The sequence below is a fragment of the Nocardioides sp. J9 genome, from assembly GCF_007829375.1.
In the GTDB taxonomy this organism is placed as follows: Bacteria; Actinomycetota; Actinomycetes; order Propionibacteriales; family Nocardioidaceae; genus Nocardioides.
This window is the reverse complement of sequence record NZ_VLJQ01000024.1, coordinates 16,965-30,436: the sequence shown is the minus strand read 5'-3', so window position 1 is coordinate 30,436 and position 13,472 is coordinate 16,965. Positions and strand designations below refer to the sequence as shown.

The following is a 13,472-nucleotide window of genomic DNA, read 5'->3' as shown; positions in this document are numbered from 1 at the left end:
GTTCCTTTCTCCATGACTGCGCTCACTTGAGGATGGCGCCGCGCGCCGTGGAGGAGAGGTGGTTGGCGTCCCCGAGGAAGGTGGCCGTGTAGCCACCGTTCAGGACCAGGTTGAGCACCTGGGAGCCGCCGTTGCAGGTGGCGGTGCCGGTCTCGGCGGTCGCGGTCGTGCAGACCACCTTGTTGCCGACCTTGAACTCCACCGGGACGCCGGCGAGCGGCGCGCCACCTGCCTTGACCGTCGCGCGGAGCTGGCCGAGCGGCAGGCCCAGCGGGCTCAGCGAGACCAGCGCGGCGTCGGCCGTGAGGGTCGTCGCCCGCTTGGCCACGGTCACCGTCCGGACGGCCGAGCTGCTGCCGTCGTGGGCGGCGCGGCCGCCGTACACGGCGCGCAGCTGGTGGTTGCCCGCCACGAGCACCGAGGTGGACAGCGTGGCCTGGCCGTCGACGACCGGGGCGGTGCCCAGCTCGACGGTGCCGGCGAGGAAGGTGACCGTGCCGGTCGGCGTGCCGAGGTCGGCGTTGGCGGCCTGCACCTGCGCCGTCAGCTGCACCTGGTCGCCGTAGGTCGGCGTGGTCGGCGAGACCGTGAGGGTCGTCGTCGTGCCCACCCGGGAGACCGACTGCTCGAGCTCGGCGAGCTCGGGCTTGAAGTGCACGTCGCCGGAGTAGAGCGCCGTCACGGTGTGCGTGCCCGGGGCCAGGTCGCTGACCGCGCGGCTGGTCGCCACGCCGTCCTCGATCTCCACGGCGTCGCCGAGCGGCACGCCGTCGACCGCGAACTGCACGAACCCGGTCGGGTCACCCGCGCCGACCACCTGCGAGGAGACCTCGGCGCGGAAGCGGACCTGGTCACCGACCTGCGCGTCGGCGTCGGTCGAGGACAGGGCCAGGTCGACCCCGGCCGCCTCGACGGTCTGCACCAGCACGTCACCGCTGCCGGTGAAGCCCGGCGCCGGGACGAACGCCGCGATCACGGTGTGGTCGCCCGGGTCGGGCGAGGCCAGCGTGGCGCTCTCGGCGGTGCCGTCGGCGCCGACCTCGACCGGGTCGCCGAAGTCGTGGCCGTCGACCGAGAACTGCACGGCGCCCTCCGGAGCGGTGTCGCCGTCGGTCGTGACCTCCGCGCGGAAGGTGATCAGCTCGCCGTACGTCGACGGGTTGCTGCTCGAGGTGACCGTCGTCGAGGTCGTGACGACCGCGGTCGCCGCGATCACCGTGTGGCTGACCTCGTCGGAGTCGCTGGCCTCGTAGTTCCCGTCACCGGCGAAGCGCGCGGTGAGCTGGTGCACCCCCGGGGCCAGGTCGGAGACGTCGAGCGTGGCGGTGCTCCCCGCCTCGCCCGCGACGAGCGGGGCCGAGCCGATCGACTCGCTGCCGGCGAAGAAGTTCACCGTGCCGGTCGCCGAGCCGGAGCCCGGGCTGACCGCCGCGACGGTGGCCGTGAGGCGCACCTCCTGGTCCTGCAGCGACGGCGAGGGGCTGGCGAGCAGCGTCGTCGTGGTGTCGGCCTTGGCGACCTGCTGCGACAGCTGGTCGCTGCCGGTCAGGTAGCGGGCGCTGCCCGAGTAGGACACCGCGAGGGTGTGCGCACCGGCCGACAGGCTGGTCAGCGACGGGAAGGACGCCGAGCCGTTGACGAGGTCCACCGGGGCCCCGGTCGGGTTGCCGTCCACGATCAGCTGGACGGTCCCGTCCGGGCTGCCGCCACCGGGCGCCTGGACCGCGACCGTCGCGGTCAGGCCGATGGCCTCACCGGTCACGGTGGAGGAGCTGGTCGCGCTCAGCGTGACCTCGACGGCGGCCTTGCTCACGGTGACCGTGCGCGGCGCCGCCGAGCTCGGGCCGTAGACGTCGTCGCCGGCGTAGGTCGCCACGACCGCGTTGCTGCCGACCGGCAGGTCGGTCACGGTCGTGCTCGCCGTGCCGTCCGCCGCCACGGCGGCGCGAGCGACCTCGTTGCCGTCGACGGTGAAGACGACGTCGCCGGTCGGGGTGCCGGTCGCGGTGGTGACGGTGGCACCGAGGGTGACCGGCTGGCCGGCCACGGCGGTGGTCGGGCTGGCCGACGAGGTGGTCGAGGTCGGCTTCAGCGGCTCACGGACCCGGAAGACGACGGCGGCGGAGGTGCTGCCGGCGTGGTCGGCGGTGCCGTTGTAGACCGCGACGACGGTGTGGTCGCCCAGGCCGAGCGTCGACAGCGCGGCGCTGGTCGCCTCGCCGTCGGTCAGCGGCACCGCGGCACCGAAGTCGGAGCCGTCGACGCGGAACTGGACGCTGCCGCCCGGGTTGGCACCGTGCGTCGGGGCGACGGTCGCGTGGAACCGGACCGGGTCCCCGACGGTGACGACGGCGGGGTCGGCGGTGACCGTGGTGGTGGTCGCGATCGCGCCGACCGTGAACGGCACGGTCTGGCTCGCGGGCTCGGAGCCGGCGTTGCCGGTGTACGACACCACCAGGTTCGCGGTCCGCGGCGGTCCGTTGACCGCGATGGTGGTCTGCGCGACGCCCGACGCGTTGGTGGTCGCGGTGACGGTCTGGCCACCGGCCAGGGCGAAGTTGACGGTCCGGCCGCTGACGCTGGCGCCGGTCTTGTCGACGAGGGTCGCCGCGACGGTGGCGGTGGTGCCCTGCGGGGCGGCCGTGTCGCCGGTGTAGGTCAGGGCCGTGCAGCTGCGCGGGGTGACCAGGACGGTGGCGACGCTGGTCGCGCCACCGGSGGTGACGACGACGCCCCACGAGCCGCGGACGCCGGTGCGCTGGTAGCCGTCGGCCTCGGCCGGCGCCTGCACCGTGGCGGAGTAGTTGCCGTTGCTGGTGGTCGTCGTGCTGACGGTCTGGCTGGCGCCCGGGGCGACCGGCGACTTGTCGAGGGCGACGGTCACCGGGACGCCGGCAGCGCCGCTGGAGAGTCGGCCGGTGACGGTGAGGTCACCGCCCGCGCAGGAGATCGACGGGGTGACCGTGCTGGTCAGCGTGGTCGAGGGGGTCGGCGTGGAGGCCTGGCCCAGCTTCTGGTCGAGGGTCAGCGAGCCGCCCTCCATCGGGATCTCGAGCAGCAGGCGGGCGATGCCGCGGTGGGTGGGCGAGAACCACGTCGTGGCGGCAGTGCCGCTGCCGGACTGGCGGGCCCGGCGGGTGCTCACGGTCCCGGCCGGCACGGAGATGTTCTCGTTCGCGACAGTGGTCTGGTCGTCGAGGCGCAGCGCCCCGGCGAAGTCGGAGGAGCCGGTGCCGCCGAGCGAACCGGCGTCATAGCTGAAGCCGCCGGTGTAGTCGACGTCCACGTCGTTGGTCCACGAGTTGCCGGCCTCGGTCGGGAACTGCGTGAGGCGCCAGCCGCGGCGCGGGTCCATCGACAGCGAGATGTTCGCGCTGATGTTCGTGGAGATGATGGAGACGGCGGCCTTGGCGTTGAGCTGCTGCGACTGCGTCTCCTTCAGCAGGGCGAGGTCGGAGCGGCGCATGTAGCGCGTGCCGCTCACGGTGCCGCTGAAGTTCGACAGCGTCGCGTTGCCGACGCCGTCCACGGCGACGGAGCCGCCACCGCCGGTGATCGTGCCGCTCAGGTTGAGCTTGTACGCCGGCTGGCCCTGGAAGTTCTCGACGCCGGCGACCGTGTAGGTGACGTTCTCGTTGATGGAGACGTTCGTGCCGTCGGCGTTGTAGTTGAAGACGGTCGTGTAGGTCCACGACCACCCGTTCGACCAGGCGGGGACCTCGTCACCCGTGGCCTGCTCGGCCGTGGCGGGGCTGGCTCCTGCGCCGACGAGGGTGGCCACGACCATCGCGAGGACGCTGAGCCAGGCCATGCGTCGGCGGAAGTGGCGGGCCGCCCGGCGTCGGCCGGGCAGGAGGGGGGGCAGGGCGTTGTCGTTCGGCGCTGGGAGCATGCGTCACCGTCCCGTGAGTGGGGGGTGCCACCCGAGAGGAACGGACACGGGCGTCCGTGTGGCGGAGGGAGTGGCCGGATTCAAGCAGGTCTGTGACCGGCCGCACACCCCTTTCCTGAAAGAAGTTCATGTTTTTTCACCAAACCCTCCCGGGACGGCTCGGGTTCGCTACTCCTCCCGCGGGTGCGTAACCTTGCACCTTGTGGCTGGACCCGACTACGACGCCGAGATCAAGCAGCTGACTGCGACGATGCACACCATCGAGCAGGTCCTCGACCTGCCGAAGATGGAGCAGGAGATCGCGGACCTCGGCGTCCAGGTCGCCGCACCCGACCTCTGGGACGACCAGGCCAACGCCACCCGCGTGACCGGGCGGCTCTCCTCCCTGCAGGGCCAGGTCGAGCGCTTCCGCGAGCTGCAGCAGCGCATCGACGACCTCGGCGTCCTCGCCGAGCTCGCCGCCGAGGAGGCGGACGCCGACACCCTCGCCGAGGCCGACGCCGAGCTGGGCCGGATCAAGAAGGCCGTCGAGGGCCTCGAGGTGCGCACCCTGCTCTCCGGCGAGTACGACGAGCGCGAGGCCATCGTGACCATCCGCGCCGGTGCGGGCGGGGTCGACGCCGCCGACTTCGCCGAGATGCTGATGCGGATGTACACCCGCTGGGCCGAGCGCAACAAGTACCCCGTCGAGGTCTACGACGTCTCCTACGCGGAGGAGGCCGGCATCAAGTCGGCCGAGTTCGCCATCCACGCGCCCTACGCCTACGGCACCCTCTCGGTCGAGGTCGGCACGCACCGACTGGTCCGGATCAGCCCGTTCGACAACCAGGGCCGGCGCCAGACCTCCTTCGCCGCGGTCGAGGTCGTGCCGCAGCTCGAGCAGACCGACGAGATCGAGGTCGACGAGAACGAGGTCCGCGTCGACGTCTTCCGCTCCGGCGGCCCCGGCGGCCAGTCGGTCAACACCACCGACTCCGCGGTCCGGCTGACCCACATCCCGACCGGCATCGTGGTGTCCTGCCAGAACGAGAAGTCGCAGCTGCAGAACAAGGCGGCCGCGATGATCGTCCTCAAGGCCAAGCTCCTCGCCAAGAAGAAGGCGGAGGAGGCGGCGCTGAAGAAGGACCTCAAGGGCGACGTCGCCGCGAGCTGGGGCGACCAGATGCGCAACTACGTGCTGAACCCCTACCAGATCGTCAAGGACCTGCGCACCGGCTACGAGACCGGCAACCCGCAGCCCGTCTTCGACGGCGAGATCGACGGCTTCCTCGAGGCCGGCATCCGCTGGCGCCGCGGCGCCGACTCCGCCAGCGACAACTGAGCCTCAGCGCTCCACGTCAGCCGCGTCGAAGACCACCTCGGCCGCGGCGAACGCGACGACCGCGCTCAGCGCACCCACGGCCTCCCCGGTCAGCAGCAGCCCGAGGGCCGTCGCCGCGCCGACGCCGCGCCACGTCCAGCGCGGGACCAGCGACCCCTGCGGGGCGTGGTGCCGTTCGTCCAGCCTCTGATGCACAAAGGCAGTCAACTCGATCGACTTTGATCTGAAAAGCCCTGCGCGGGAGATCAGCGCGGCGTGACGCGGGCGGAGGCCACGCTCCAGGGGCCCCAGCCAACGGCGTTGCGGGCGCGCACCCGCACCACCCAGCGGCCCTTCGGCAGCCGCAGGGAGGCCTTGCGGACCGTCGAGGAGACCGCCCTCGGTGCGGTGCGGGCGACGACCCGGCCGGTGGTGGCGAGGCGGAAGGCCCGGACCTGGTAGCGGGTGATCGGCGCGCCGCCGGTCGCCGGCCGCGCCCAGCTCGCCGTGACGGTACGACGACCGCCGCGTGCCCCGGGGACCGCCCCGGGCCGCTTCGGGGCCCCGGGACGGGTCTTCTTCGGCGTCGCGGTCACCGGGGGCGGGCTCACCACGGGCTCCTCGGTGACCGGCTCGCCACCGGGGGTGCCGGTGTCGGGGGTGCCGGTGCCGGGCTCGCCGACCGAGCAGCCGGTGACGGAGACCGTGTAGGCGCCGAGGCTGCCGAAGTCGTCGTACCCGTTGACGGGCCAGGAGGCGGGGCTGTTCAGGCCGGAGCCGATGCCCTTCACCACGACGTGGAAGGTGCCGCCGGAGACCGTGCGCGAGAGCCTGGCGTCCATGCCCTCCAGGCCCGCCGACGTGCGGCTGGTGGCGGTCGCGGCGCTGGCCACCAGGGCGCCGGCCGCGTCGCGCAGCTCCAGGCCGATGTCGAGGTTGGCGCCGACCGCGGCCGGCTCGGCGTGGACCGTGACCGCGCCGGAGCAGTCGGTGACCTGCAGCCAGTCCTCGTCGGTGCGGGTGCCGATGATCCCGCGCCCGCCGGGAAGCGACGACAGCGGCACTGCCGTCGCCACCGTGCTGCCGGCCTCGTCGGCACGCAGCGGCGCGCCGTTGGAGATCGCGACCTGGATGTCGTCCTCGCGGTTGTTGGCGCCGGGGTAGTCGCCCTTCGACCACTGGGTGACGCTGGAGGAGTACGGGCTGCCCATCAGCGGTCCCCACAGCGTGGTGCCGGCGTAGTAGCCGCTCGTCGCGGTGCCGTCGTGGGCCAGGCCGAGGGTGTGGCCGGCCTCGTGGCTGCCTGCCTCGGCCATCGACTTGGCGCGGTTGCCCAGCGAGGACGGGAACACCCAGGCCGGGCTGCGGGTCTCGCCCTTGGTGAGGATGGAGTCGAAGGTGCCGATCCACGCGACCCCGCCGCAGCGGGCGCGGCACAGGGCGTCCTGGATCGCGGTGCCGGAGGAGAAGGCGACCCGGGTGCCGTAGGTCTGGTCGCTGGAGGTGGCGCGCCACAGGGCGCCCAGCGGGGGCTCCTCGGTCGTGACGTCGATGTCGAAGGGGGCGAAGTCCTCGGCCATCCGGGCCCACACCTCGAGGATCACCGCGCGCTCGGCGTCGGAGAACGCCGGGGAGGAGTCCAGCGACCAGCCGGGGTAGAGCAGCGTGGTCAGGCCCTGCAGGAGCCAGGAGTTGCCCGCCAGCAGGAGGCCGCCCTTGAAGTCGAGGTAGATGGTCCGGTTCGAGCCGGGCTTGCTGTGCAGCCTGAAGACGTCCGTCGTCGCAGACGCCGTCAGCGTGGAGGCCAGCGCGGCCTCCACGCGGTCCTCCGCCGGCGGCTCGGCCGGTGGCGGTCCCCACTCGTCGACGGCGTAGGTCGAGCCGTCGGCCGCGGTCACCACCCCGTGGTCGACCCCGTGCTCCACCCCGAGCTCCACCCCGTCGGGGTGCCCGGGCTCCTCCGTGGCTGCGGCCGGCACCGTGGCGCCGGTGAGCGCCAGCGCCAGGAGGGTCGTGCCGAGAACCGTGGATCGCAGCATGTCCCCCTGATCGGGCAGGGCGGGGGCGCACCTGATGCGGGACAGGGTCCCGATCCTTGACGGACGTCTCGGGCCGGGCCCGGACGAGGCTCAGGAAGGCGTGGCCGACGCCGCCCGCGCGACCGCCACGCACCAGCGGCCGGTGCGCTCGACCTGGGCCGCCTCGGGGGCGCCGACGCCCTGGGTGAGGGTGCAGGTCAGCCACGCATCGCCGAACAGGCCGCGCCACGACACCGTGCGCTGCTGGCCCCGGGTGCAGGTCGTCGACACCGAGGGCGTGCCGAAGGCGGGGGCGCCGTCGCGCACGGTGCAGCCGCGCGGGGCGGCGGTGCGCACGAGCTCCCGCGCCCGCTGGGGGGTCACCGGGGGAGCGAACACCCACGCCCGTGCCTCCGCCACGCTCGTGCTCCACACGCAGCCGTACTCGTGGGAGACGTCACCGCCGGGCAGCGCTTCGGCCTCCTCGCCGTTGGCGTAGTCGGTGAGCTCGCCCTCGTCGTCGATGGCCTCGGTGACCGCCTCCGGGTCCACCAGCTCGCAGAACGGCGCCCGCTGGACGACCGTGGTCGTGGTGTCGAAGTCGGCGAGGTCGGTCGCGCGGTAGACGGGCACCTCCGGCTCCGGCGTACGGTCGTCCGCCACGCCCACCCCGATGCCGACCGGCACCAGGGTCAGGAGCGCGGAGAGACCCAGCGCGCGAACGACGGTCGACACGTCGATCCACCCTAGAGGACCCCTCCACGTGTGACGCACCGGACGTCAGGGGTGCGCGGCGGCCGCGGTCGCGTCGCGTACCGTCTTGCCAGTGATTCGCTTCGAGAAGGTCACCAAACGCTACCCCGGTCCGGGCCGGCCGGCGCTCGACCAGGTCACCCTCGACATCGACAAGGGGGAGTTCGTCTACCTCGTCGGCCAGTCGGGCTCGGGCAAGTCGACCGCCCTGCGGCTGGTCCTGCGCGAGCTGCGCCCGACGACCGGGCGCGTCTACGTCGCCGGCAAGGAGATCAACCGGATGGCCGGGTGGAAGGTGCCCCGGCTGCGCCGCCAGATCGGCACCGTCTTCCAGGACTTCCGCCTGCTCCCGAACAAGACCGTCGCGGAGAACGTGGCGTTCGCCCAGCAGGTGATCGGCAAGTCGCACAAGGAGATCAGCAAGGCGGTCCCCGCGACCCTCGAGCTGGTCGGCCTCAAGGACAAGGCCGACCGCATGCCCGACGAGCTGTCCGGTGGTGAGCAGCAGCGCGTGGCCGTCGCCCGCGCCTACGTCAACCAGCCGATGATCCTCATCGCCGACGAGCCGACCGGCAACCTGGACCCGGCGACGTCGGTCGGGATCATGAACCTGCTCGGCGACATCAACGCCGCCGGTACGACGGTCGTGATGGCCACCCACGACCACGGCATCGTCGACCAGTTCACCAAGCGGGTGATCGAGCTGGAGCACGGCAAGGTCGTCCGCGACGAGGCTGCCGGGGGCTACGGCTTCCAGCACGAGGAGGGCTGATCCGTGCAGCTGCGCCATGTCTTCAGCGAGCTCCGCACCGGCCTGCGGCGCAACCTGTCCATGCACCTGGCCGTCATCGTCACGCTCTTCGTGTCGCTGACCCTCGCCGGCGTGGGCATCCTCGTCCAGCGCGAGGCCACCAAGACCGTCGACGAGCTCGGCAACGAGCTCCAGATCCGGATCAACCTCTGCACCGAGGACGACCCGTCCCTGCGCCGCGGCCTCGAGAATTGCGCCAGCGGCGAGATCACCGACGCCCAGCGCGACCGGGTCGAGGAGGAGCTCGAGGCCAGCCCCGAGGTCGAGTCCTTCGAGTTCGAGACGAAGCAGGAGAGCTTCGACCGCGCCTACGAGCAGAACAAGCGCAAGGACCGCGGCTACCTGTTCGAGGGCGAGGGAGCCGTCGTCACGGTCGAGAAGTGGCCGGCGGCGTACTGGGTGACCCTCAAGACCCCCGACGAGGCCGACGGCATCATCAGCGCCGTCGAGGGCCTCGACGGCGTCGCGAGCATCATCGACCAGCGCGAGGTGATGAACCAGATCTTCGGGATCATGACGGTCCTGAAGTACGGCTCGTGGATCGGCTCCGGGGTGCTGCTGCTCGCCGCGCTGCTCCAAGTCGCCAACACGATCCGGCTCGCCGCGCTCGCCCGACGGCGCGAGATCGGCATCATGCGCCTGGTCGGCGCCTCTACCCTCTACATCGCCCTGCCGTTCCTCCTCGAGGCGCTGGTCACCGCAGTCATCGGCGTCGGCCTCGCCGCGGGGGCGCTCGCCGCCTTCCAGTGGTGGGGCGTCGAGCAGGGGATGGCCGAGCGGGTCACCTTCCTGCCCTGGGTGGACTGGAACGACTACGCCCAGGCGCTGATCGGCACCTTCCCGCCCGGCATCGTGATCCTCGGCCCGGCGCTGACGCTGATCCCGACACTCCTGCTGACGCGCAAATACGTCAAAGTCTGATCGCCGGAAGTTAACGTCGAGGCTGTTCTCTTCCCCGAACACCGAAGGTTTCACCGTGCGCTTCTTCCCCAGCGCCCCCCGGCTCCGCCGTGCCCTCGATCGGCTGCCTGCATGGGCCCACCCCCAGTGGCTGGTGACGGCCGTCGCCGTCGTCGTCGCCGTGGCGGGACTCGCCGTCCCGCTGGCGCACGCCGACGACCGCGACGACCTCAAGGACCGGCAGAACAAGGTCCAGGGCCAGATCTCGGCGGTCAAGGACGACATCCACGAGGCCAGCGCGCGGGTCGCGCAGATCTCGGGCAAGCTCCGCAAGGCGCAGGGTCAGCTCACCGCGGCCCGCGCGCGGCTGACCAAGGTGCGCGGGGAGCTGGCCGACGCCCGTGAGGTCGCGACCCGGCTGAAGAAGAAGCTGGTCGCGGCCGAGGCGAAGCTGGTCAAGGCCAAGGCGGACCTGAAGCAGGCGAAGATCGAGGTCGCCGAGCAGCGCGAGGAGGGCCGCGACACCCTGATCCGGATGTCCACCGAGGGCAACCCTGAGCTGGCCCTGCTGGCGTCGTACGCCGAGGGCGACAGCCTGCAGGAGGTCATGGTCAACCAGACCGCCAACGGCGTGATCACCGAGCGGCAGCAGCAGGCCCTCGACGCCCTCGAGGTGGTCCAGGAGCTGATGGCCGAGCGCGAGGCTGCGGTCCGCGAGGCGCGCAACGACGTCGCATCGGCCAAGAAGGCCGCGGACGCGAACGTCGCGACGATCAGCACGCTCGTCGACCGGGCCGCGACCACCGCGGCCACGGTGTCCTCGCTGGTGAGCCGCACCGCCACCGCCCGGGCGGCCGTCGTCAGGGCCCGCGCCGCCGACAAGGCCGCGCTGCGCCGGCTCGAGGCACGCGAGGCGCGGATCAAGCGCAAGATCATCGAGCTGTCCCGCAAGCAGGGCGGCAGCTACAACGGCAGCACCAACGGCCTGCTGGCCCGTCCCGGCCCGGGCCCGGTCACCTCGCCGTACGGCTGGCGCACGCACCCGATCTACGGCTACTGGGGCCTCCACAACGGCACCGACTTCGGCACCGGCTGCGGCGCGCGGCTGGTGGCGGGGGAGTCCGGCACCGTCATCAACACCTACTACGACGAGGTCTACGGCAACCGCCTCTACCTCGCCATCGGCAGGGTCAACGGCGCCTCGATCGTGCTGGTCTACAACCACCTGAGCAGGTACGCCGTCGGCCAGGGCGCCCGCGTCAAGCGCGGCCAGACCGTCGGCTACTCCGGCAGCACCGGCTGGTCGACCGGTTGCCACCTGCACTTCATCGTGCTGCGCAACGGCAACGCCGTCGACCCGATGCCGTACCTGTAGGCGACCCGCAGCCGACCCGCGCCGACCGGCAGGCAAACCCGTTGCGGCACCCTGCGAGAATGGCGGCATGGCGAAGGGCAAGTCGGGAGCGACGAAGGACAGCGAGGGCCGCAAGCTCGTCGCGTCCAACAAGAAGGCGCGCCACGACTACCACATCGAGGACACCTTCGAGGCCGGCATGGTGCTCACCGGCACCGAGGTGAAGTCCCTGCGGCAGGGCCGCGCGAGCCTGGTCGACGGCTTCGTCGACATCGACGGCGGCGAGGCCTGGCTGCTCAACGTGCACATCCCGGAGTACGCCCAGGGCACCTGGACCAACCACGCGGCGCGCCGCAAGCGCAAGCTGCTCCTGCACCGCGACGAGATCGACAAGATCGAGCGCAAGGTCAGCGAGAAGGGGCACACGGTCATCCCGCTGTCGCTCTACTTCGTCAAGGGCCGCGCGAAGGTCGAGATCGGCCTCGCCAAGGGCAAGAAGTCGTGGGACAAGCGCCAGGCCATCGCCGAGCGGACCGCCGACCGCGAGAAGCAGGAGGCGATCGGCCGCCGGCTCAAGGGCATGCGTGACTGAGCCCGTCGCGGACGAGGCAGCCCAGGTCCGGGCCTTCTGGCAGCGCCTCGGCCTGCCCGGGCTCATGGACCTCCACGTCCACTTCCTGCCCCCGCCGATCGAGCGCGCCGTGTGGCGCGAGTTCGACACCGGCGGTGAGCTGATCGGCCGCGACTGGCCGATCCTCTACCGCTTCGACGCCGACGTGCGCCTGCAGCTGCTGCGCGACTTCGGCGTGCAGCGGTTCCCGACCCTGCCCTACGCGCACAAGCCCGGTGTGGCCGGCTTCCTCAACGACTGGAGCCGGGCGTTCGCGGCCGAGGTGCCGGAGGCGCTGTGGACGGCCACCTTCTACCCGGAGGCCGACGCTCCGTCGTACGTCGAGGCGCTGGTGCGCGAGGGCGTCGAGGTCTTCAAGGTCCACTCCCAGGTCGGCGGCTTCCACGTCGACGACCCGCAGCTCGACGACGTCTGGGGGGTGCTCGAGGACAGCCGGACCCCGGTCGTCGCCCACGTCGGGTCGGGACCCGTCGGCACGCCGTACACCGGTCCGGACGCGCTCGCGCGGCTGCTGGCCCGCTTCCCGCGGCTGCAGGTCGTCGTGGCCCACCTCGGGGCACCCGAGACCGCCGACTTCCTCGAGCTCGCCGACCGCCACGAGGGCGTGCACCTCGACACCTCGATGGCGCTGACCCCGTTCTTCACCGACCCCGTGGGCGGGCACGGCGGGCTCGCGCCGGACCTGCGGCCGCGCCTGGCCGACCTGCAGGAGCGGGTCGTCTACGGCTCGGACTTCCCGACCCTGCCGTTCCGGTACGTCGACCAGCTCGGGTGGATCGCCGACCTCGGGCTGGGCGACGACTGGCTGCGCGACGTGTGCTGGCACAACGCACAGCGGCTGCTGGGTCAATCCCTCGGAAACGCTTGACGGGGACACCCTTTTCAAGGCGGCTCGCCGGGTGCACGCTGGGGCACCCACCCGTTCCTTTACCGAGGAGAGAAATGCGAGCACGTCTCTCGGTCCTGGCCGCCGCCATCCTCGTCGGCCTGGGTCTCGTCGCMCCCGCCACGCCCGCTTCCGCCAGCACCGGCGGCACCGTCGACGGGGACACCCACCCCAACGTCGGCTTCATCCTCTTCTACGACGGCACCGGTCGCTACCGCTGCTCGGCCACCCTCGTCAGCCCCACCGTGGTGCTCACCGCGGCGCACTGCACCCTGGGCACGGTCGGCAAGACGCTGGTCACCTTCGACAGCGTCATCGCCCTGGAGCCGCCGAACAACCTGCCCCGCGCCGCCGACCCCGCCGCCGGCTTCACCGCCGAGGAGTTGGCCGAGGCTGGCTACCTCTCCGGCGAGGCGCACACCCACCCGGAGTACAGCGACTTCACCGACCTCGACAACTGGAACGACGTCGGCGTGATCGTGCTCGACGAGCCGGTCACCGACATCGCCCCGGCCCCGATCGCCGGCCTCGGCACCCTCGACGGCATCAAGCACCCGCGCAAGACCCTCTTCCGCGCCGTCGGCTACGGAACCGAGGTCCGCAAGCCCGCCACGGGTCCGCAGAAGCCGACCGTGGAGGACTACCCGATCCTGCGCCGCTACGTCGACATGCCGGGGCAGAAGATCACCCCGCAGATCCTGCAGACCAACGGCAACGAGAAGGACCCGTTCGGCACCGGAGGCACCTGCTTCGGTGACTCCGGCGGCCCGGTCTTCCTCGACGGCGAGATCGTCGCGGTGACGTCGTACGGCTACACCGCCAACTGCCGCTACCTCGGCGGCTACCAGCGGGTGGAGATCCCGGTGGTCGCCGACTGGCTGGCCACCTTCGGCCTCTGACCCTGACGACGACCCCGGCGACGCAGGC

The 13,472-nt window shown here is 72.0% G+C and carries 11 protein-coding genes; 7 read left to right on the top strand and 4 right to left on the bottom strand.

Going from position 1 to position 13,472, the window contains the following annotated elements; genetic code table 11:
* Positions 1-22: 22 nt before the first annotated feature.
* Positions 23-3,892 carry an Ig-like domain repeat protein gene (locus L615_RS02500; RefSeq protein WP_145724010.1) on the bottom strand — a complete coding sequence of 1,290 codons (3,870 nt, stop codon included), beginning with the start codon at positions 3,890-3,892 and terminating at the stop codon, positions 23-25.
* Between the two features lie 202 nt (positions 3,893-4,094).
* Here L615_RS02500 and prfB point away from each other — a divergent pair, with 202 nt between their 5' ends.
* A complete protein-coding gene (gene prfB, locus L615_RS02495; RefSeq protein WP_145724009.1) occupies positions 4,095-5,213 on the top strand; it encodes a peptide chain release factor 2 in 1,119 nt (372 codons plus the stop codon).
* Positions 5,214-5,216: 3 nt separating this feature from the next.
* Here prfB and L615_RS02490 read toward each other — a convergent pair whose 3' ends face one another.
* The 3 genes from L615_RS02490 to L615_RS02480 all read right to left on the bottom strand — a co-directional run bounded on the left by L615_RS02490 (position 5,217) and on the right by L615_RS02480 (position 7,945).
* Positions 5,217-5,408, bottom strand: coding sequence for a hypothetical protein (locus tag L615_RS02490; protein ID WP_145724008.1), 192 nt, complete (start codon positions 5,406-5,408; stop codon positions 5,217-5,219).
* A gap of 50 nt (positions 5,409-5,458) precedes the next feature.
* The gene (locus L615_RS02485; protein WP_145724007.1) at positions 5,459-7,231 is read right to left on the bottom strand and encodes a fibronectin type III domain-containing protein; all 1,773 of its coding nucleotides are present in this window, start codon (positions 7,229-7,231) and stop codon (positions 5,459-5,461) included.
* Positions 7,232-7,321: 90 nt separating this feature from the next.
* Positions 7,322-7,945 carry a hypothetical protein gene (locus L615_RS02480; protein ID WP_145724006.1) on the bottom strand — a complete coding sequence of 208 codons (624 nt, stop codon included), beginning with the start codon at positions 7,943-7,945 and terminating at the stop codon, positions 7,322-7,324.
* 91 nt (positions 7,946-8,036) lie between these two features.
* On the opposite strand from L615_RS02480, the gene ftsE reads away from it, so the two are divergent.
* The 6 genes from ftsE to L615_RS02450 all read left to right on the top strand — a co-directional run bounded on the left by ftsE (position 8,037) and on the right by L615_RS02450 (position 13,444).
* Positions 8,037-8,735: a cell division ATP-binding protein FtsE gene (gene ftsE, locus L615_RS02475; protein ID WP_145724005.1), complete on the top strand. Its 699-nt coding sequence runs from the start codon at positions 8,037-8,039 to the stop codon at positions 8,733-8,735.
* 3 nt (positions 8,736-8,738) lie between these two features.
* Positions 8,739-9,695 (top strand): permease-like cell division protein FtsX, encoded by a 957-nt coding sequence (ftsX, locus tag L615_RS02470; protein ID WP_145724004.1) that lies wholly within the window; start codon positions 8,739-8,741, stop codon positions 9,693-9,695.
* Positions 9,696-9,750: 55 nt separating this feature from the next.
* On the top strand, positions 9,751-11,049 hold the full coding sequence (locus tag L615_RS24555) for a M23 family metallopeptidase (protein WP_145724003.1): 1,299 nt from the start codon (positions 9,751-9,753) through the stop codon (positions 11,047-11,049).
* A gap of 67 nt (positions 11,050-11,116) precedes the next feature.
* Positions 11,117-11,620, top strand: a complete 504-nt coding sequence (gene smpB, locus L615_RS02460) for an SsrA-binding protein SmpB (protein WP_028657004.1) — start codon at positions 11,117-11,119, stop codon at positions 11,618-11,620.
* On the top strand, positions 11,613-12,527 hold the full coding sequence (locus tag L615_RS02455; RefSeq protein ID WP_261376530.1) for an amidohydrolase family protein: 915 nt from the start codon (positions 11,613-11,615) through the stop codon (positions 12,525-12,527). The genes smpB and L615_RS02455 overlap by 8 nt, the downstream gene beginning before the upstream one ends.
* 74 nt (positions 12,528-12,601) lie before the next feature.
* Positions 12,602-13,444, top strand: a complete 843-nt coding sequence (locus L615_RS02450; protein WP_028657003.1) for a trypsin-like serine protease — start codon at positions 12,602-12,604, stop codon at positions 13,442-13,444.
* The last annotated feature ends 28 nt before the right edge of the window (positions 13,445-13,472 follow it).